Origin of the sequence: Jonquetella anthropi DSM 22815 (assembly GCF_000237805.1) — a bacterium.
Lineage (GTDB): Bacteria > Synergistota > Synergistia > Synergistales > Dethiosulfovibrionaceae > Jonquetella > Jonquetella anthropi.
Genome location: NZ_CM001376.1, coordinates 218,215 through 235,941 on the forward strand (window position 1 = coordinate 218,215; position 17,727 = coordinate 235,941).

The 17,727-nt window shown below is 50.5% G+C and carries 14 protein-coding genes and 1 tRNA gene; 10 read left to right on the top strand and 5 right to left on the bottom strand.

Annotation, left to right across the window (positions count from 1 at the left end):
- Nucleotides 1-123 precede the first annotated feature (123 nt).
- Nucleotides 124-209, bottom strand: a tRNA-Leu gene (locus JONANDRAFT_RS01015).
- A 133-nt stretch (nt 210-342) separates the two neighbouring features.
- Here JONANDRAFT_RS01015 and JONANDRAFT_RS07955 point away from each other — a divergent pair.
- The 10 genes from JONANDRAFT_RS07955 (at nt 343) to JONANDRAFT_RS07965 (ending at nt 12,415) form a co-directional block, all read left to right on the top strand.
- On the top strand, nt 343-1,182 hold the full coding sequence (locus tag JONANDRAFT_RS07955) for a MurR/RpiR family transcriptional regulator (RefSeq protein WP_008522423.1): 840 nt from the start codon (nt 343-345) through the stop codon (nt 1,180-1,182).
- Between the two features lie 242 nt (nt 1,183-1,424).
- The gene (locus JONANDRAFT_RS01020; protein ID WP_008522425.1) at nt 1,425-2,762 is read left to right on the top strand and encodes an aspartate aminotransferase family protein; all 1,338 of its coding nucleotides are present in this window, start codon (nt 1,425-1,427) and stop codon (nt 2,760-2,762) included.
- 33 nt (nt 2,763-2,795) lie between these two features.
- The gene (locus JONANDRAFT_RS01025; RefSeq protein WP_008522111.1) at nt 2,796-3,758 is read left to right on the top strand and encodes a TAXI family TRAP transporter solute-binding subunit; all 963 of its coding nucleotides are present in this window, start codon (nt 2,796-2,798) and stop codon (nt 3,756-3,758) included.
- Nucleotides 3,759-3,805: 47 nt separating this feature from the next.
- Nucleotides 3,806-5,749 carry a TRAP transporter permease gene (locus tag JONANDRAFT_RS01030; protein ID WP_008522427.1) on the top strand — a complete coding sequence of 648 codons (1,944 nt, stop codon included), beginning with the start codon at nt 3,806-3,808 and terminating at the stop codon, nt 5,747-5,749.
- Between the two features lie 32 nt (nt 5,750-5,781).
- Complete coding sequence (locus tag JONANDRAFT_RS01035; protein ID WP_008522429.1) at nt 5,782-6,471, top strand: CoA transferase subunit A; 690 nt, start codon at nt 5,782-5,784, stop codon at nt 6,469-6,471.
- The gene (locus JONANDRAFT_RS01040) at nt 6,455-7,144 is read left to right on the top strand and encodes a 3-oxoacid CoA-transferase subunit B (protein ID WP_008522114.1); all 690 of its coding nucleotides are present in this window, start codon (nt 6,455-6,457) and stop codon (nt 7,142-7,144) included. The genes JONANDRAFT_RS01035 and JONANDRAFT_RS01040 overlap by 17 nt, the downstream gene beginning before the upstream one ends.
- Nucleotides 7,137-8,321, top strand: coding sequence for a thiolase family protein (locus JONANDRAFT_RS01045; RefSeq protein WP_008522431.1), 1,185 nt, complete (start codon nt 7,137-7,139; stop codon nt 8,319-8,321). The genes JONANDRAFT_RS01040 and JONANDRAFT_RS01045 overlap by 8 nt, the downstream gene beginning before the upstream one ends.
- A gap of 43 nt (nt 8,322-8,364) precedes the next feature.
- Nucleotides 8,365-9,603 (top strand): aromatic amino acid transport family protein, encoded by a 1,239-nt coding sequence (locus JONANDRAFT_RS01050; RefSeq protein WP_008522116.1) that lies wholly within the window; start codon nt 8,365-8,367, stop codon nt 9,601-9,603.
- Nucleotides 9,604-9,815: 212 nt separating this feature from the next.
- Nucleotides 9,816-11,090: a C69 family dipeptidase gene (locus tag JONANDRAFT_RS07960; protein WP_267878603.1), complete on the top strand. Its 1,275-nt coding sequence runs from the start codon at nt 9,816-9,818 to the stop codon at nt 11,088-11,090.
- Nucleotides 11,084-12,415 carry a C69 family dipeptidase gene (locus JONANDRAFT_RS07965; RefSeq protein WP_008522434.1) on the top strand — a complete coding sequence of 444 codons (1,332 nt, stop codon included), beginning with the start codon at nt 11,084-11,086 and terminating at the stop codon, nt 12,413-12,415. Before JONANDRAFT_RS07960 ends, JONANDRAFT_RS07965 begins: the two co-directional genes overlap by 7 nt.
- Before the next feature lie 51 nt (nt 12,416-12,466).
- Here the strand turns inward: JONANDRAFT_RS07965 and JONANDRAFT_RS01060 are convergent, their stop codons facing one another.
- From JONANDRAFT_RS01060 to JONANDRAFT_RS01075, 4 genes are all read right to left on the bottom strand, one after another.
- Complete coding sequence (locus tag JONANDRAFT_RS01060; RefSeq protein ID WP_008522120.1) at nt 12,467-12,676, bottom strand: hypothetical protein; 210 nt, start codon at nt 12,674-12,676, stop codon at nt 12,467-12,469.
- Nucleotides 12,677-12,805: 129 nt separating this feature from the next.
- Nucleotides 12,806-14,587 carry an adenine deaminase gene (locus tag JONANDRAFT_RS01065; RefSeq protein ID WP_008522435.1) on the bottom strand — a complete coding sequence of 594 codons (1,782 nt, stop codon included), beginning with the start codon at nt 14,585-14,587 and terminating at the stop codon, nt 12,806-12,808.
- Between the two features lie 12 nt (nt 14,588-14,599).
- Nucleotides 14,600-15,898: an NCS2 family permease gene (locus JONANDRAFT_RS01070; protein WP_008522122.1), complete on the bottom strand. Its 1,299-nt coding sequence runs from the start codon at nt 15,896-15,898 to the stop codon at nt 14,600-14,602.
- Nucleotides 15,899-16,044: 146 nt separating this feature from the next.
- Nucleotides 16,045-17,652, bottom strand: coding sequence for a dipeptidase (locus JONANDRAFT_RS01075; protein WP_008522436.1), 1,608 nt, complete (start codon nt 17,650-17,652; stop codon nt 16,045-16,047).
- Nucleotides 17,653-17,727: the final 75 nt, after the last annotated feature.

A 17,727-nucleotide genomic window follows, 5' to 3' on the forward strand; every position in this document is an offset into this window, starting at 1 on the left:
GCGGTTTCAAACAGCCTGTTCGGCCCGAAGGCCAACGGCAGAATCGGTGAAGAATCGGCGTGAGAATTGGCGAGGCCACAAGAAAGGCGTGTCCACTGTACAGTGGACACGCCTGTTGTTTGCTGGTGCCAGAGGCGGGACTCGAACCCGCACACCGTCGCCGGCGGAGGATTTTGAGTCCTCTGCGTCTACCATTCCGCCACTCTGGCGCGACGTGCGCCGCACAGGGCGCGAACCTTCATGAGCGGTATTGTATCATGTTTCCTTTTAGAAAACCACAAATTAGTAAAAGCTTTTCAAAGGACTTTTGTGATATATTACCGGCGAAAGGTGGAGAAAATCATGGTGAAGATTTTAGAGGAACTGCGTCGGAGTTTTTCCACGTTGTCCCGATCACAGAAGAAAATCGCGACGTATATTTTAGAAAATCCAACAACCGTTGCATTTATGACCGCCCAGCAGTTAGCAGAACAATCTGGCACAAGTGAAGCAACGGTTGTTCGTTTTGCACGAGCCGTCGGTCTAGAAGGGTTCCCCAATCTAAAAAGTAAGCTCCAATCATGCGTTGAAGATCGACTTACAGCGGCTGAACGGCTGGAAAGCTACCGCACAATCGGTAAAAAGGCAAACTTGGTGCAAAATGTAATAAGTCAAGATCTTGATAAAGAAACGCTTCCTTATATTAACATTGAAGATTCTTCAATCGTCGCTTTGTCCAAAGTTATCTGTTCTGCCCCACAAGTTTATCTTATTGGGTTACGAAGCGCGAGAGCCTTAATAGAATATCTTGTGGCGTACCTGTCATGGTTTTTGCCGAATATCGTACCATTAGCGGGGGATAGCTTTACTGAATCGTTAGGGTTGGCAGATAAATCGAGCTTAGTTCTGGGGATTAGCTTCCCGCGTTACACGCAACTCACCATTGATTGCTTGTCTTTTGCGCATGATCAGGGATTTCTCACCGCTTCTATCACGGACTCTGAAAAAAGTCCCTTGGCAAAAGTATCAGACTATCATCTTTTTGTCCCATGCAGTCATCTAGCATTTATTGATTCGCTAGTGCTGCCAATGTGTGCCATTAACGCGTTGCTTTTACAGATCGTTGAGTGCTTGGGCGGAGAGGCTCAAGAACGTCTGTTGCACTTAGAGGCTCTTTGGAAGCGCGCGGGAACATATCATTAAGAGCTTAAGAATGTCGGCCTGTGGAGGCCGACATTCTTTGTCTATGCCGATTTAACAGGGTAAAAAACTAGCGCTTGACATATCAAGCGCTTTATTTAAAATGATATATGAAGGAAATATTTCATTTAGTATTCGACTAAAGGGCATTTCACGAGAAAAAGTGCGTAATTCGAACTATAAAACACACTATTTAAACTAAAAAAGAAATATTTAATTCAAATATAGTGAAGGAGGAGATAAGAATGGTAGGGCAGCTGTTTCCACGGAGTTTTAAGACAGAGTATTTAACGGCTGTTAGGGGTGAGGGAGTCTATATTTACGACTCTGACGGGCGAAAGTATTTAGACGGATGCAGCGGGGCGCTGATTTGTAATCTTGGTCACTGTGTTCCAGAAATTATTCAGGCCATTGTGGATCAGCTGCACAAGATCGAATTTGCCCATACCTCGAGGTGGCGTTCAGAGAGCATAGCTGAAGCTGCCAAAGAGATGGCAAGTTTGGCTCCTGAGGGTATGGACTATGTCTGGTTCACTTGCGGCGGGAGCGAGTCGGTGGAGGCAGCCTTGAAGCTTACAAGGCAATTCTTCGTCGAAAGAGACGGTGGAGAGTCAACAAAACGAATAATTATTTCAAGGTGGAACTCGTATCACGGTAGCACGATAGGGACCATGGGCGTCGGCGGATCTGTTCCACGCCGTAGGATCTATGCGCCTCTATTCAAGGAGAACCCTAAAATCAGCGCACCGTACTATTATCGTTGCCCTGACGCTATTTCAGAAGAAGAGTTTGGTAAACGCTGTGCTCTTGAACTGGAAGCTACGATAAAACGAGTCGGGCCTAAGAATGTTTCCTGTTTTATCGCGGAGCCAATCGTTGGTTCGACAGTTGGGGCACTTGTTCCGCCAGATAACTATTGGCCGTTGATCAGAGAAATATGCACGAAATATGATGTGCTGCTTATCGCAGATGAAGTCATGACAGGTATGGGGCGTACTGGGAAAAATTTCTGCCTTGAGCATTGGGGAGTAAAGCCAGACATTATTGCCACAGCTAAAGGAATGGCGGCAGGATACGTTCCGACAGGCGGCGTCGTTGCGTCGAATTATATTGCTGAGACCATTCGTAATGGTTCAGGGGCTTTTACTCATGGACACACCTATACAGGAAATCCGATGAGTGGGGCTGCAACTGCAGCGGTTATTAAATACATGAAGCAACATCACTTAGTTGAACACGTCGCGCAGCTTGAACATAAGTTGGGCGACGGACTGAAAAAAATTGGAAATGAAAACCCGATGGTGGGCGACGTTCGGGGTAAAGGGTTTATGTGGGGCTTTGAACTCGTCAAGGACAAGAAAACAAAGGTTCCATTTGAAAAAGCCGCCGGTGCGGCAAATCTGGCGATGAAAGAGTGTTTAGCTAGAGGCCTTGTTATTTACCCGGGTGGTGGAATGGTGGACTGGATTAATGGGGATAACTTCCTTATTGCCCCGCCTTTAGTCACCACCGAAGAACAAATTGACGAGCTTTTGGAAAAGTTGGAGGAAGGGTTGCTTGCGGCTTCACGCAAACTGATGTAGTGAAGAGATCTTATATCAAAGGAGGTCATCGTAATGGGGCACTTTATGAAAAAAATGGCAGCGCTTGCTGTGGGCGGGCTTATTGTAACTTATGGGATAAGTTCAGCTGCTGATTTTATTACGATTGGGTCCGGTGGGGTTGGCGGGACGTACTATCCATTAGGCGGAGCTATGGCTGAAGTTTTAACGAATGCTGGCATTGACGTCAAAGCAACATCTCGGTCAACGGCTGCGTCGAAAGAGAACTGCCGCTTGTTGGCGCGCGGCAGGGCACAGATTGGAATGGTTATGGGGTCAACGCTATGGCAGGCGTACAACGGCGTTGATGCCTTTGCACAAGATGGGAAGCTGCCTTTAAGAACTTTGATGAATATGTATGCCGCTCCTCAGCACATAGTTACTACGAGTGAGACGGGCATTCGGAAATTTGAAGATTTAAAGGGGAAGCGGGTATCGGTTGGTGCTCCTGGCGGGGGAGACCAAGTTTTAACGATGCTTATTTTGAAGGCCGCAGGCTGGGATCCGGAAAAAGACATTCAAAAGCAACAGCTCAGCCAACCCGAAGGAGCAACAGCATTAGTGGACGGTCACGTCGACGCTGTTTTTTGGAATTTTGCGGCGCCTGGATCGGCAGTTCTTGAAGTTGGAGCAGTCCGTCATGTTGTATTAGTGCCAATTCCGGAAGATGTGGTGAAAAAAGTTTGTGAGGATAACCCGTTCCTTTTCCGCTATGTCATAGAAAAAGGCGTGTATCCGGAGCAGACGGAAGACGTTCTGACGATCGCTGACGGTAACTACTTGGTAGTGAACGAAAGTATGAATCCTGATCTGAGCTTCAAGCTTGTAAAGACCATCATTGAACATCAAAAGGATTTTATGCAGGTAACGCCGCTTGCAGAGCATTTCAATCCAAAAGAGTCAAGTGTTGGCATCATCCCATTTTCTACTGGAGCGGTGAAATATTTTAAGGAACAAGGGTATGAGGTGATGCAATAGCGAAATTATGTTATTGAGCAAGATATTTTAATGGCTGAGGTGGTCTTATGAGCGAACCGGTAAGAAGACAGACGGAGCCGCAAGATCCTAGTTTGGAGGCAACTTCTGACTCTAATCCTGAAGAGAGTAAATATCGGCGGTTATCAGGATGGCAAGCTTGGGTTGTTTGTGGGGTTGCCTTCGGGGCGTCGTGTTTTCATTTGTATACGGCGGCCTTTGGGCAGCTGTCAGCCATGTATCAAAGAGGCTGGCACTGGATGCTTATGGGAGTCTTGCTTTTCTTACGGTATCCAGCGACAAAAAATCGTCCCAAAAACCGGATAGATCTTTGGGATTGGGGACTGGCTCTTTGTGTGATTATTTGTTGTGCCAATATCCTTTGGAATTATGAAGCTATTGCACAACGGGAAGGTATGGCTATCCCTTCTGATATTTACCTAGGGCTCGTCATGGTGCTTTTGGTTCTTGAAGGGTGTCGCCGTTCAATGGGATGGCCATTGCCATTAATGGCTTCAATTGCCCTGGCTTACGCTGTGTTAGGTCCATATTTACCGGGCGTTTTGGCTCACGGCGGTTTCCCTGTAGATGAATTGGCGCCGTTTTTGTATTTGCGTACAGACGGTATCTTTGGCGTCCCGCTTGGCGTTTCGGCATCGTTTATTTTCCTGTTTGTTCTCTTTGGGGCGTTTTTAAATCTTTCGGGGGCTGGACAGTTTTTCATTGATTTGGCAGTTGCTCTGGCGGGAAAAAGCACAGGCGGTCCTGGCAAGGCGGCGGTGGTCGCTAGCGGATTAATGGGGATGGTATCAGGGAGTTCCTGTGCAAATACCGTTACCACAGGGGCTTTCACAATTCCGTTGATGAAGCAATCAGGATATTCCTCCACGTTCTCGGGGGCCATTGTTGCCGCAGCTTCGACAGGGGGGCAGGTCATGCCCCCTGTAATGGGTGCCGCTGCGTTTATTATGGCGCAGTTCTTAGGAGTTTCGTATTGGGAAATTGTGGTGGCAGCAGCTATCCCAGCGACGCTTTATTTCGTCTCCATCTTGGCGATGGTTCATTTCCGCGCTGGGAAATTGCGGATGAAGCGCTTAAAGGCGGAGCAGCTACCCCAATTAAAGGAAGTTTTAAGACAAGGCTGGTATTTGTTGGTCCCATTGCTCACGTTAGTGGGTTTCCTAGCACGAGGATATTCCCCAGTTAAGGCCGTATTTTGGTCGATGATTCTGCTTGTCGTGGTTTCTTGGATAGGCAATAAAAACAAACGAATGACGCCGGCTAGGATAATACAGGCAATGGTAGAAGGCGGGCTTGGTGCTGTCGAAGTTGCAGCTGCTTGTGCTTGCTCAGGCATAGTTATTGGCGTCATTGGCATCAGCGGAGTAGGCTTGGCGTTCTCTTCGTTTGTTCTTAGTCTCTCTGGGGGAATATTGCCGTTAGCGCTTGTTCTGACCATGGTGGGGTCGATTATCCTCGGAATGGGTGTTCCGACCACAGCGCAGTACATCATTACTTCAACGTTAGCAGCGCCTGCGCTCGCACAACTCGGAGTTCCAATGATGTCGGCCCATCTGTTTTGTTTGTACTTTGGCGTTTTGGCAGATGTTTCTCCCCCCGTCGCGTTGGCTACATATGCCGCCTCTGGTATTGCCAAATCAAACCCAATGAAAACGGGTTTCACAGCTCTTATAACGGCAGTGGCAGGATTTTTAGTCCCGTACATGTTTATTTATAACCCATATTTATTATTAAACGGGGGCATTTTCCACATTGTTGTCGGCTGTGGAACTGCAGTGATTGGCATCATCGGCTTGGCGGCCGGAGTCCAAGGGTATCTAGTTGAGGATTTGAATTTTGTTGAGAGACTGGCGCTGATCTTAGTTCCGTTTTTAATAATTTATCCGACTTTAAACAGCAACTTAGTTGGCGTCGGGATCGTAGTCCTCATATTTATTTTGCAAAAGTATAGAAAAAAAGCGTCTGAGAATTGAATTCACGAGCACGCTTGAAGGAGTGACCATTCATGAGTCGCAGCATGATTAAGCCGGTCGTTTCAGCGAAAGAAGCTGTTCAAACGATCAAGCCAGGTAATGCGATTATGGTCGGCGGATTTAATTATGGGGGCATACCGTATACGCTCGTCGATGCACTCATTGAAGCCGGAACAGATAACTTAACGATGATTTCTAATGACACGATATATGCCGATGTCGGACACGGCAAGTTGGTGGCCAATGGGCGAGTTAAGAAAGTAATTGCTTCTCATGTCGGGCTCAATAAAAAAACCGGCGAGTTATTTAATGCGGGCAAGCTTGAATTGGAACTCGTGCCGCAGGGTACTTTTGTAGAAAGAATTAGATGTGGCGGGTTTGGTTTAGGTGGGTTTTTAACGCCTACGGGAGTGGGGACAGTTGTAGAAGAAGGCAAGCAAGTGATGGAGGTGGAAGGGAAAAAATATATCCTAGAACTTCCGTTGCGCGCTGACGTAGCCTTAATTCGTGCCCATAAAGCTGACCGGATGGGCAATCTAACATATTTGGGAACGAATAGAAATTTCAACCCCACAATGGCTACTGCTGCAAATGTTGTTATTGCTGAAGTGGATTCGATTGTTGATATTGGAGAACTAGATCCTAATGAAATTGTTACACCGGGTATTCTTGTAGATCTTCTTGTTGTAAAGGGGGATAGCTACTATGCTGCCCGTACTTGATGAAGAGAAAGTTAGGACTCGCATTGCGAAACGTCTTGCGCTGGAGTTTTCTGATGGGGACGTGGTGAACTTAGGTATTGGTATCCCAACGTTGGTTTCTGATTATGTCCCTGAAAATGTTCATATGATAATGCAGACCGAGAACGGAGTTGTTGGAGCGGGTCCTGTGCCAGAAAAAAAAGACTACCGCTATATCGGTGCGGGCGGACGTTTTGTCAGCTTATTGCCCGGCAGTTGCTGCATTTCTAGTGAAATGAGTTTCGGCTTAATACGAGGCGGGCATGTAGACGCTACAGTCCTAGGGACCTTAGAGGTAGACCAAGAAGGCAACCTTGCAAATTGGATGGTTCCAGGAAAAATGATTCCCGGCATGGGCGGGGCGATGGATTTAGTCGTCGGCGCTAAAAAGGTGTATGTGGCTACGACACATGTGGACAAAAAAGGCCGTCCCAAAATTTTGAAAAAATGCCGACTTCCATTAACGGCAATCAAAGTGGTTTCCATGATCGTCACGGAGTTTGCAGTATTTTCTCTAGAAAATAACCGGATGACATTGTTAGAAATTGCTCCTGAAGTGACATTGGAGGACATTAGAGAAAATACCGAAGCGGAATTCCTTGTCGCAGATCCGCTTAAAATCATGCAGGGCGTGGAGGGGGAGAAGGATGAGTAACCCAGTTGTATTAAGCGCTGTTCGCACTGCTGGTGGCAAATTTGGCGGGGGACTGTCGAAACTTCCTGCTACAGAACTAGGTTCAATCGCAATAAAAGCGGCAGTAGAAAGAGCAAAAATAAACGCTGCAGATGTCGATGAGGTTATTCTTGGAAATGGCTGGCAGGCCGGCGTTGGGGCTAATCCAGCGAGAGCTGCAATGGCTTTGGCAGAGTTGCCGCAATCTATCCCCGCTTTTACTGTCAATATTCGCTGTGGTTCTGGACTGCGTACGATTATGCTCGGTGCAGACAAGATTAGATTGGGCGATGGGAAAGTAGTCGTGGCCGGCGGCATGGAAAGCGCATCAAATGTGCCCTACATTTTGCCCAGTGCTCGGTGGGGTTTTCGTATGGGCGACCAAAAGGCGCTGGACGTGTTGCATAAGGATGGATTCCATTGTCCGATCTGTGACCGTTTGATGGGCGAGATTACTGAAGATATCGCATGCGAGTACGGCATTACGCGCAAAGAGCAAGATGAATTTGCTTTAGCAAGCCATATGAAAGCAATTTCGGCTATACAGCAGGGGGCTTTCAAAGATGAGATAGTCCCTGTAACGATACGAAATAAGAAGAAGGGTGATCAACGTATTGAAGTTGATGAAATACCCAGAGAGGATACGTCGCTTGAGGCGCTAGGCAAACTGCCGACAATTTTTAAAAAGGACGGCGGGACGATTACTGCTGGGAGCAGTTCGGCCCTTTGTGATAATAGCAGTGTTCTTGTTGTTGCTGATGCCGATTGGAGCCGAGAAAGAGAAATAAAACCAATAGCTGAGATTTTGGGATATGGTGTGGGCGCGTTGGAAGCGTCGCGTTTCCCGTTGGGGCCTATTGTTGCAATGCCGAAAGCTCTAAAAATGGCCGGCTTATCTTTGAATGACATGGAACTTATTGAAATCAACGAGGCCTTTGCGGCTCAAGTTATTGCCTGTCATAAAGAAATGCCATTCGATATGAATAAATTAAATATTCATGGAGGAGCCATTGCGTTAGGGCATCCCATCGGTGCGACTGGAGCGAAAATTCTAACCACCTTAATTTATGCACTGAAAAATTCTGGCAAAGAATTAGGGATAGCCAGCGCGTGTATTGGCGGTGGTCAAGGGGTGGCGATGGTAGTTCGCGCTATGTAGGATGCTTTCAGGTGTTTTATTTTGCATGCACTAGAGGTGAATTATGTCGAAAAATACAGACAGCAATTACGGTTTTGAGCTTTCTGCTCTTAAGTTGGAGCCGTTAACGTTCTGGGAAGGCGCTGCCATGATCGTTGGAACTGATATTGGTTCTGGCGTTCTTGCATTAGCCTATGGCGCAAGACTGGCCGGATGGCCTATCTTAGTTTTTTGGCTAGTGATTACAGCCGTTTTTACAACGATTTCGATGTTTTACACCGTAGAAGCAACCTTACGGACGAAGAAGCCATTACAAATTAGCGGTTTGGCAGAAAGATATTTGGGGCAGGGCGGTTCGTGGCTGTTGTTTGCTGCTGTAGTTGTTAATTCTATTGGATGTCTCGTTGCATATACATCAGGAAGCGGGAATATTTTAAGCAGTTTCCTTGGCGTTCCCCGAAGCGTAGGTAGTTTGTTGTTTTTCATCCCGTCAACTCTAGTTGTCTGGCTCGGACTGCGCGCTACTGGGGTCGCTGAGAAGGGACTCACTATCTGTATGGGAACAATGATGGTGATCCTTATAGCAGCTTCTGTTGTTAATAAGAATTTTTCTGTGGCTAATTTGATTTCTCGGAATTGGTACTATGGAATACCTGTTTTTAACTTGACGATCTTCTCGTATATTTCTCAATATCTTGTTCCTGAGCTTACAAGGGGATTTGCGGCCTCAGGGAAAATCAGGGAGCTTCCGCGTTCTATTACTGTTGGGCGTATTTTCAGTTTCTTGTTGTTCGCTGGTATTCCCATGGCGGCTATCGGTCTTCAGGGGAAAGAAAATGTTTCGCAGGTTGTGACGATTGCTTGGGGAGAGGCCTTAGGCCAATGGGCTTTCTTCACGGCTAACTTGTTTGCCCTTTGTGCCATGATGACCTCGTTTTGGACGATTGGTGAAACGTTGCTGACCAATATCGTGGACCGCTTTAAGTTCCCAGACGAACATAACCCCAAATATCGCATAATAGCTCTGCTGTTAGTCATAGTGCCTCCATTCTATTTGGCGTATTCAGGAATGGTAGACTTTGTAAACGCTATATTTTATAGCGGGTCTTTTGCAGGTGTTGTCATGTCTATTATGCCCATTTTTATTTTGAAAAAGGCACGATTGACTGGTGACAGGGAACCGGAGTGGACCTGTGGCGGTTATTACCATCCTGTAATTCAGCTGGCGATATGTGTTCTGTTTTTAGGCGCCGCATTTTATGCGGTTTTTCAGACTTTGGGTCTTTTGCCAGCAGGTTGGTAGAAATAGGCAAGAGTCGGCCGAACAGGCCGACTCTTGCAATAATTTGTCTATTGTCATGTGCGAGGAAGTGACAAAATGTGCTATATGATCCTTGCGGGTAAAAAGCATGTGAAGGCTCTGCAATTTTCGCCGGTCATAACAACGATTTACAGGGAAACCAAGGAAGCTTATACGAGTTATTGCCAGAAGGGCGCGAGGAACAGAAAATATCGTTGCCTTCAGGCGCAAGTATTGTATTGCCTCCCAATACCTTAGCTTGTCTCATTTTAAAAACATGGCGGGGATATATGGAGGGAGACGCCGTGGCAATAAATCAGGATCTAGTAGCTATAGCCGGCGGCGTAGATTTAGGCGTAGACCGAAATAGACAAGCGGAGTTGGCAGATCCGTTAATAAGTGATGGGGTCTCTGGTGCTGTCAGATATATTGCTCTTGAACAGGCGCATACTGCTCGGGAGTGCGTTCAATTAATTGGAAATTATTATAACCAATATGGTATTTCATATCCATCTGGCGTCGGGGTCGTTGACGCCAATGAAGCGTGGTATATGGAAGCTGGCGGCGGTTCCTGCTGGGCGGCAGTTCGTGTGCCAGATGAATGCTATATGGTGCAAGCAAACGGTTTCCGTATAGGAGAAGTTGACCCAGATGATAAGGAGCATTTTTTATGCTCTCCTGATTTGTTAAAGTTTGCAGAGCAGAAAAAACTGTGGTCCCCAAAAGAAGGGCCATTTAATTTTTCTGTAGCGTTTGGCGGAAAAATGCTTCGGCAGGCTCATACGATGCGGTTTAATCCGCGAAGAGTATGGGGCTGTATGCGGCATTTAAATCCTTCGTTACATTTAGATCCTCAGGCAGAACGGCATCCATTGTTTCTTGAGCCGGAAAGAAAGATATCGGTCTCTGTTTTAAAGGCTCTGCTAAGAGATCAATTTGACGATACAGAATATCAAGCCTTTCCAAAGAGCGGCGGTTATGGAGCAGATCGGCCAGTATGTGTGCCAAGTTGTGTTCATTCAGCAATTATTGAACTTAATAGTCACCTGCCGGTTGGTGCAGGAGGAATAATATGGGGAAGCTTGGCTTCGCCCTCAACGTCTCCTTATGTACCGTGTTATTTAGGGGTGCAGGATCTGCCAGAAGAATTTAAAGTCAGCAGTCCAACATATGACGCGGGGTCTGCCTTTTGGCATTTTAGGAGCCTTTCTAATCTATCTATGGTTAACCCGCAGGAGCTAGTTCCAGTCATTCAAGCTCAGTGGAAATTATTCGAGGATAGGATTCAGCGGGAGCATTTTGATTTACTCAAAAAAATAGAGCCCCTCCAACAAGATAACGGACATGAGCGACTTAGGATGCTATCAAGCTCAACGCAGAATTTTTTTGATGAGTCACTTGTAAAGTGCAAAGAAATTGAGGGATTTTTGCAGACAGAAATTGCAAAGGATATTCACAGAATATTTTCTGTCAGTGAACTGTCATGGTAGTCATTATAACGATTCTTCTAGCCATATTTATCTTGTCACTCTTCCACTGTCAGGCTCAGGCTTGTACAACGATCTTGATTGGAGCAAATTTAACTGAAGATAATGTTATTATGCACGGACACATTGAAGACATGGGAATAAATGCGGAAGGAGAGATCTGGCATACAGAGGAAACAGATTGGGAGAGTGGAAAGGAAATTGCGGTGCCCTATGTGAAAATAAGTCAGCCGGAAAAGACTATTGCATACTGGGCGTCCGGTAACAGTTTAGGAACTTCTGGATTAGGCATAGACAACAGTTTAGAATCTTATAACTCAGTTTTAGTGGGAGTTAATCAGTGCGGCGTTTGTGTCTCTTGTAACTGGTGCTATTCCCGCGAACAGGTTTGCGAAAGACAAGGCATTAGAAGATATGCTTTGCGCCAACTCATTTTAGAAAGGGCGCACTCAGCATATCAAGGAGTATTGTTGTTGGGCGAGTTTATGAATCAATGGGGCCAGGCGGATTGGAATGGGTTGTTGTTTGCAATCTCTGATGCTCGAGAAGGGTGGATAGTCGAAATTACAACGAAACACTGGGTAGCTCGAAGAGTTCGTGATGATGAAATTTTTGTCGCAGCTAATCGGTTTACGATTGGAAGAGACTTCGACCTAGGGTCTTGCGATATTGAAAACTTCTCTATCCAGCAGCAATGGCGTAACGAAGGTGACTTCAGTTTTTGTGCAAGTTATACTTTGCCTGAGAGAGCAGAATCCCCATATGATGTGTTGCGCGAAGAACGGATAAAAGATTATTTAAAGATTCACAAAGGTCGCATTTGTGTCAATCACATTTTGGAAATTTTCCAAGATCGATACGAGGGAACCAAATATTTTCGATTCCCTCGAGAAGATGTCGAACTTTGGGAAAAGACCTGTGAAGAACACAATTTGCCTCGGCCAATCTGTACGAATTTAGCCCAGTCCTTCTTTGTTACAAAAAACGCTCCCGCTGGTAATATTTGTTTTATTGGCTTGGGAACCCCAGGGTATAGTGGCGTTGTTCCTCTTTTACCGAACTCAAAGACTTTGCCGAAAGAGTTTTCGCAGTCAGGAAAAGATAGCGCGTGGTCGGTTTTCAGGAATTTGGGGCTGTTGGCGGATCGTCAGTATTCAGTTCGATCCAGCTATTTAAAAAATGAGTGGCGAAGGATGAATGACTGGACTCAAAAGCAGGCCGCTCAGGCAATAAAAGCTGACGCACGAGAGCAATCAGCACTAACTTTTCAAATAGGAGAAACAGTTCTTGCGACAGCTCAAAAGCTTTTAATGCGTTGGACAGACTAAAATGCTCCGGCTTCACAAAATGTGAAGCCGGAGCATAACTATTATTTTCTCCTATTCGCCTCTCAGGAACCCTTCAGTCCGGCGGGCTTCCCGGTCCAGCTCCAGCTGGATCAGCGCCCACTTCTGTTCTTCGGGGCTGAGTTTCCTGAATTCGGCCCACTCGTCGTCAACGATTGGCTCGTCTTCTGCCGGCGGAAGAGGCTCGTCGCGAAGGATCGCCTCTTCATCGTTGGTGCGGTTCCACTGGTCGACGTCTTTCATAGAAAGAGCCTCCTTTCGGCTGCAAAGCGTTCCTTTTGGGTCGGCGGGAAGAAAAGCGGCTCTTCTTCCCGCTTTCATTGTAGCGGAGAGAAGAGCCTCTTTCAAGCGCCGTCCGAAGAGGAGGGGGCGTCAGCAGAAGAGGGGCACGAACTCCTGTCGGTCCACGTCGATCATGCCTCGGTCGGAAATTTTTCCGTGGGGTATGACCGGCAGGGCCAGCGACGTGATTCGCATGACCGGGTTTTTGGTGTTCAGCCCCAGACTGCGAAGGACTTCCTTTTGATGCTCAACGGTTGGAATGAGTTTTTCACAGGGCAGCGGCGACAGCAGGCCGAAGATCGGCAGCGGCACGAGTCCGATCAGCTCACCGTCTTTGACGGCGGCATGTCCGCCGCCGCTTTTCATCAGGGCTTCGACGGCGACGAGGGCGTTTTCCGGCCGGTCGTAGACGACGGCCAAGTTGTGGCTGTCGTGGGTGACCGTCGAGGCGACGGCGCCTTCGCGGATGCCGAAGTCCTTGACGACGGCGGTGAACTTCGTCCCCGCGCCGTGCCGGTTGAAGACGGCGGCGAATTTCAGGTCAGGCCGTCCCGACAGATCAACGTATCCGTCGGTCACTTGGACGGTCTCTTCCGTGAGGTCGGTGAGCGACGTGTCAGGCGATTGGTAGCGCAGAACGCGCATTCGGACCTGTTCCCCGGCTCCGGCAGGGGCTGGAATTTTAAAGTTGTCCAAGCTGGGAGCGGTCAGCCGAACGGTGTTCCGCCCTTCGGCTGGGAAGGTTCGGCGCTGGATCGGCTGGGTCAGGCGTCCGTTTTCGGCGACAATTCGGCCGTCGACGATCACAAGGCTTGGCCGGGGGTGGGAGATGTCTTCAACTAGCTGGCAGTCCGCGGCCCAGCCAGGAGCTACGGCCCCTAGGTTGACGAAGCCCAGTTCTCTGGCCGGGTTGAGGGTCGCGCTCCTGATCGCCTGGACTGGCGACAGTCCAGCCTTCACGGCTCTGGCGACGACGTAGTTCATGTGTCCTTGAACGATGAGGTCGTGAGGCTCCCGGTCGTCGGTGCACAGGCTCAGGTCGTCAAGGAACGGGAAATCCTTGACGGCTTCGACAACGGCTGTCACGTTGGTGGACACCGAGCCTTCTCGGGCGTCGACGTGCATGCCCAGCCGGAGTTTTTCGCGGGCTTCCGCGCCGGTGCGCGACTCGTGGTCACTTTGAATGCCCGCGGTCAGGTAGGCGTTGAGCCGTCGACCCGATAAGAACGGCGCGTGTCCCTGAAGGAAGACGCCCCGGCGAAGTCCCGCGTCCAGAATAGCTTCAATTCGCTCGGATCGGTTGATGACGCCGGCGCAGTCCATGACCTCGGCAATGCCTAAGACCCGTTCCATGGAGAGAATAGCTTCTATCTCTTCGGCGCCGAAGCTGGCTCCTGCCCCTTCTAGCTCTGGAACGGCGGGCACGCAGGACGGGGCCATGATGTACTGTCGCTGCGGCAAGTCCCGGCTCGCTTCTACCATGTAAGCGACAGCCTCAAGCCCGCCCACGTTCGCCACTTCGTGCGGGTCGGTGACCAGCGACGTGGTGCCCAGCGGCAAGGTCGTTTCCGCCATGGTGGGCGGGGTGACCATGCTGCTTTCGATGTGCAGGTGGCTGTCGATGAAGCCGGGGATAAGGTACTGGCCCTGGCCGTCGATGACGCGTTTCCCTTCGATGGGGAAAGACGTTCCCAGCCTGTCAGGGTCGGCGCTGACGGCGGCGAAAAAACCGTCCAAGATGCCGACGTCGGCCGGGTAAATCTCTCCGGTTAAGCAGTTGACCAGCTGCACGTGAGCTATAACTAAGTCACAGGGAATGATTCCTCTAGCGGCCTCGGAAAGACGTCGCCTACTTGGCGGTTCAATTCGCATAGAAAGTCCTCCTTACAGGTTGACGAAGTAGATCACCAGCGGGACGCACAGCACGTACGTGCCCCAATGCACGTCCTTGGGGCGGCCGGCCAGAACTTTTGTGACCGCGTAGAGCAGAACGCCGGCGCTGATGCCGTTAGCCAAGCTGGCGGTGTAGGCGCTGGTCAGAATGGTCATGAAGGCGGGGAACGCCTCGGTGAAGTCGTCAAATTCGATGTGTCTCATGCCCGACATCATCAGCAGGCCGATGATGATGAGCGTGGGCGCCGTGGCTTGGGTGGGAATGCACGTGGCCAGCGGGACGAGGAAGATGGACAGCAGGAAGCATGCCGATGTAGTCAAAGCGGTCAGCCCGGTTCGGCCGCCCGCCTGGACGCCAGCGGCCGACTCGATGAACGTGGTGATCGTGGTGGAGCCGAACAGGGCTCCCACGACGGTGCCCAGCGAGTCAACCATGAAGGGCCGGAAAATTCCCGGCAGGTTGCCGTTTTCGTCCAGCAGGCCGGCCTTCTGGGACACGCCGATGACCGTGCCCAGGGTGGAGAAGAAATCGCCGACGAAGAAAGTAAAGATGAACGGGATATAGGCGATCTTCATGGCGCCTAAAATATCGAGCTTGAAGGCGATCGGTTCAATCGAAGCCGGCGCAGAAAGCAGCGACGAGGGCAGTTTCGTCAGGCCCATCGGAATCCCGATGATGGTCGTGATGAGAATGCCCAACAGAATGCCGCCGGGCAGCTTGCGGGCCAAGCAGAAGCTGGTGACGCCAAGGCCGATGACGGCCAGTAACGCCTGCGGGTTGTGAAGCGAGCCCAGCTTCAGGCCGTTGGCGGTGAAGGTCATGAGCCCGGCGTCCCTCAGTCCCAGATAGGCGACGAAAAAGCCGACGCCGGCGCCGATGGCGAACTTGATGGAGCGGGGGACCATTTTAACGACCAGTTCCCGAATGCCAAAGATTGAGAGCAGGACGAACACGACGCCGGAAATGAAGACCATTCCCATGCCCACCTGCCACGTGACGATGCCGCCTTTAACCAACGTAAAGGCGAAAAACGCATTGCCGCCCATGCCCGGGCCGAGGGAGAACGGCAGGTTGGCGTAAACGCCCATCAGAGCCGAGAAAATGCAGGCCATCAGCGCGGTGACGACAACGGACGCGCCCTTGTCCATGCCGGCGGCGGCCATCCACGCCGGGTTGACAATCAAAATGTAGGCCATGGTCATGAAGGTGGCGAGCCCTGCCACGACTTCCCGCCGTCCAGTGCTGCCCCGTTCAGTGATTTTGAAATACCCGTCAACTGCCTGCCACATAATTTATCCCCCTTGGAGTGCTTATTATGGATAATATTTTCTTACTGTCGTTTAATTAAGTCAATATATGAGCGGCGGATAACAAAAGGCGAAGGCCGCAGATTTGCGGCCTTCGCCTCATGCTGGTTCAAAATGAAGGTGTTCGGTTATTGTTTTTTCTGGCGCTCGACGGGACCGAAGCCGATCTGTTTGTTCCACCAGTCCGGGTACGGGGCTTTTTTCATGTGGGTGGTGCCCAGCGCGTAGGTGCTAAACAGCCGGTCGCCCAAGGCAAGCCACGTCGCGTGCCAGTCAAGGGCCTGCGCGCAGCCGAAATCGGTGATGACGTCGAGCGCTCCGTCGACATCGCCTTTTTTAATCAGGTCGGCGGCTACCTGCTGCACGGCCGGGACGAGGTGATACAGCGCGGCGAGCTTAGGATCCCGGACGGCGTGAATTTCCTTCCGCGCGTCCTGATAGCGCATTTCGGCGATGTGCTGAAGCCGAATGGCCGCCCACCACGCCGAGTCGGAGCTGTAGTCGGAGTACCGGGTCGAGCCCTTGACCGGGTTCATGATATCCGGCAGGCTCTTCATGGAGGCCCAGAGCGGCGTCAGGTACGCCGTGTCGGGCGCGCCGTAGCCGAACCACGCAACGCCCTTGATCTGCTCGGGCAGGTCGGCCTTCACTTGGCAGACGTGCACGTACGTGCAGCGGTGCATGTTAATGCTCCGTTCCCACGTCGCTTTCGGGTCCGATTCGCTGCTGTTGGCGTAGCGGAGCGGGTCGCCCCACGGGCCGGCCGCCGGGCCTTTGCTCAGGTCGTACGGCGTGCCCTCGTACCAGTCGGAGCTGATGCGCAGGACGTCGGCGACGGAAATTTTCTTGTCCGGCTTGACGGACATGGGCTGAACTTCGTCGTCGGCGCCGCCTTTGTAGGTCTGAGGGGCCAGCAGCGACAAGGCGCGCCACTCCCGTCTCATCGAGTAGAGGCCGATGTTGGGGGCGAATACGTCAGCCGGGCTGAAATCCTTTTCGTTCGCGTCTTTCTTGGAGATAAAGCCCTGCTCAACCGCGTAGCTGATGATATCGGGCGCGGCCATGACGTTGTCCTTGTCGGTCAGGTCCAAGTGGCGCAGCCGGGCGCGGTTGGCCGCGACGAACACCTGATCGTCCGGAAGCCGCCACGCGGCCCACATCTTGTTGCCGTAGAACTCGATAATCCAAACTTCGTTCCCGTCGGTGATCGGCATGGTCTCGCCGGAGTCGCCCCAGCCGTACTGGCTGACGAGATCTCCCATGACCTTAACTGCCTCGCGGGCGGTTGCGCACCGCTCCAAGGCGACGTCTTGGACCACAAAGGCGTCCATCGGGCCGAACGTATTGGTGTTCATCACGGCGCAGACTTTTTTGCTCCGCTCGTCGGTCTCGTCGGGCCAGAAGGTGGATTCGCTCATGGCTAATCCTTTTTCGTTGATGAACGAGTAGTTGGCGGCCAAATAGCGGAACGTGTGAGGAACCTGCGGGATCCTGAACACCGGCTGAGCGCCCGGCGTGCCGTGGCGGCCCATGATGACGTCCCGCTGAGAGTCCTTCGGCCAGTCGGCTGCCGGCACGATGTAGGTCGCAAACGTGTCGCCGTACGAGTCGCAGGTGTGGCTGACCATCGCGCTGCCGTCAACGGAGGCGTTTTTGCCCACGCCCAGCACGGTGCACCCGAAGGCGCTGGCTGTCATGGCTGTCAGAAGTATTCCTGCTGCAAGGAATTTCTTCATAAACGAATCTCTCCCTTCGTGAAATATGTCCGATTTGCCTCTCGGACCATCCAATTTATTATCCTCTTCTCAGTA

Excerpts from the sequence above, each read along its gene's own strand:
- JONANDRAFT_RS07955 (WP_008522423.1), top strand. The coding sequence starts at position 343 with ATGGTGAAGATTTTAGAGGAACTGCGTCGGAGTTTTTCCACGTTGTCC.
- JONANDRAFT_RS01020 (WP_008522425.1), top strand. The coding sequence starts at position 1,425 with ATGGTAGGGCAGCTGTTTCCACGGAGTTTTAAGACAGAGTATTTAACG.
- JONANDRAFT_RS01025 (WP_008522111.1), top strand. The coding sequence starts at position 2,796 with ATGGGGCACTTTATGAAAAAAATGGCAGCGCTTGCTGTGGGCGGGCTT.
- JONANDRAFT_RS01030 (WP_008522427.1), top strand. The coding sequence starts at position 3,806 with ATGAGCGAACCGGTAAGAAGACAGACGGAGCCGCAAGATCCTAGTTTG.
- JONANDRAFT_RS01035 (WP_008522429.1), top strand. The coding sequence starts at position 5,782 with ATGAGTCGCAGCATGATTAAGCCGGTCGTTTCAGCGAAAGAAGCTGTT.
- JONANDRAFT_RS01040 (WP_008522114.1), top strand. The coding sequence starts at position 6,455 with ATGCTGCCCGTACTTGATGAAGAGAAAGTTAGGACTCGCATTGCGAAA.
- JONANDRAFT_RS01045 (WP_008522431.1), top strand. The coding sequence starts at position 7,137 with ATGAGTAACCCAGTTGTATTAAGCGCTGTTCGCACTGCTGGTGGCAAA.
- JONANDRAFT_RS01050 (WP_008522116.1), top strand. The coding sequence starts at position 8,365 with ATGTCGAAAAATACAGACAGCAATTACGGTTTTGAGCTTTCTGCTCTT.
- JONANDRAFT_RS07965 (WP_008522434.1), top strand. The coding sequence starts at position 11,084 with ATGGTAGTCATTATAACGATTCTTCTAGCCATATTTATCTTGTCACTC.
- JONANDRAFT_RS01060 (WP_008522120.1), bottom strand. The coding sequence starts at position 12,676 with ATGAAAGACGTCGACCAGTGGAACCGCACCAACGATGAAGAGGCGATC.
- JONANDRAFT_RS01065 (WP_008522435.1), bottom strand. The coding sequence starts at position 14,587 with ATGCGAATTGAACCGCCAAGTAGGCGACGTCTTTCCGAGGCCGCTAGA.
- JONANDRAFT_RS01070 (WP_008522122.1), bottom strand. The coding sequence starts at position 15,898 with ATGTGGCAGGCAGTTGACGGGTATTTCAAAATCACTGAACGGGGCAGC.
- JONANDRAFT_RS01075 (WP_008522436.1), bottom strand. The coding sequence starts at position 17,652 with ATGAAGAAATTCCTTGCAGCAGGAATACTTCTGACAGCCATGACAGCC.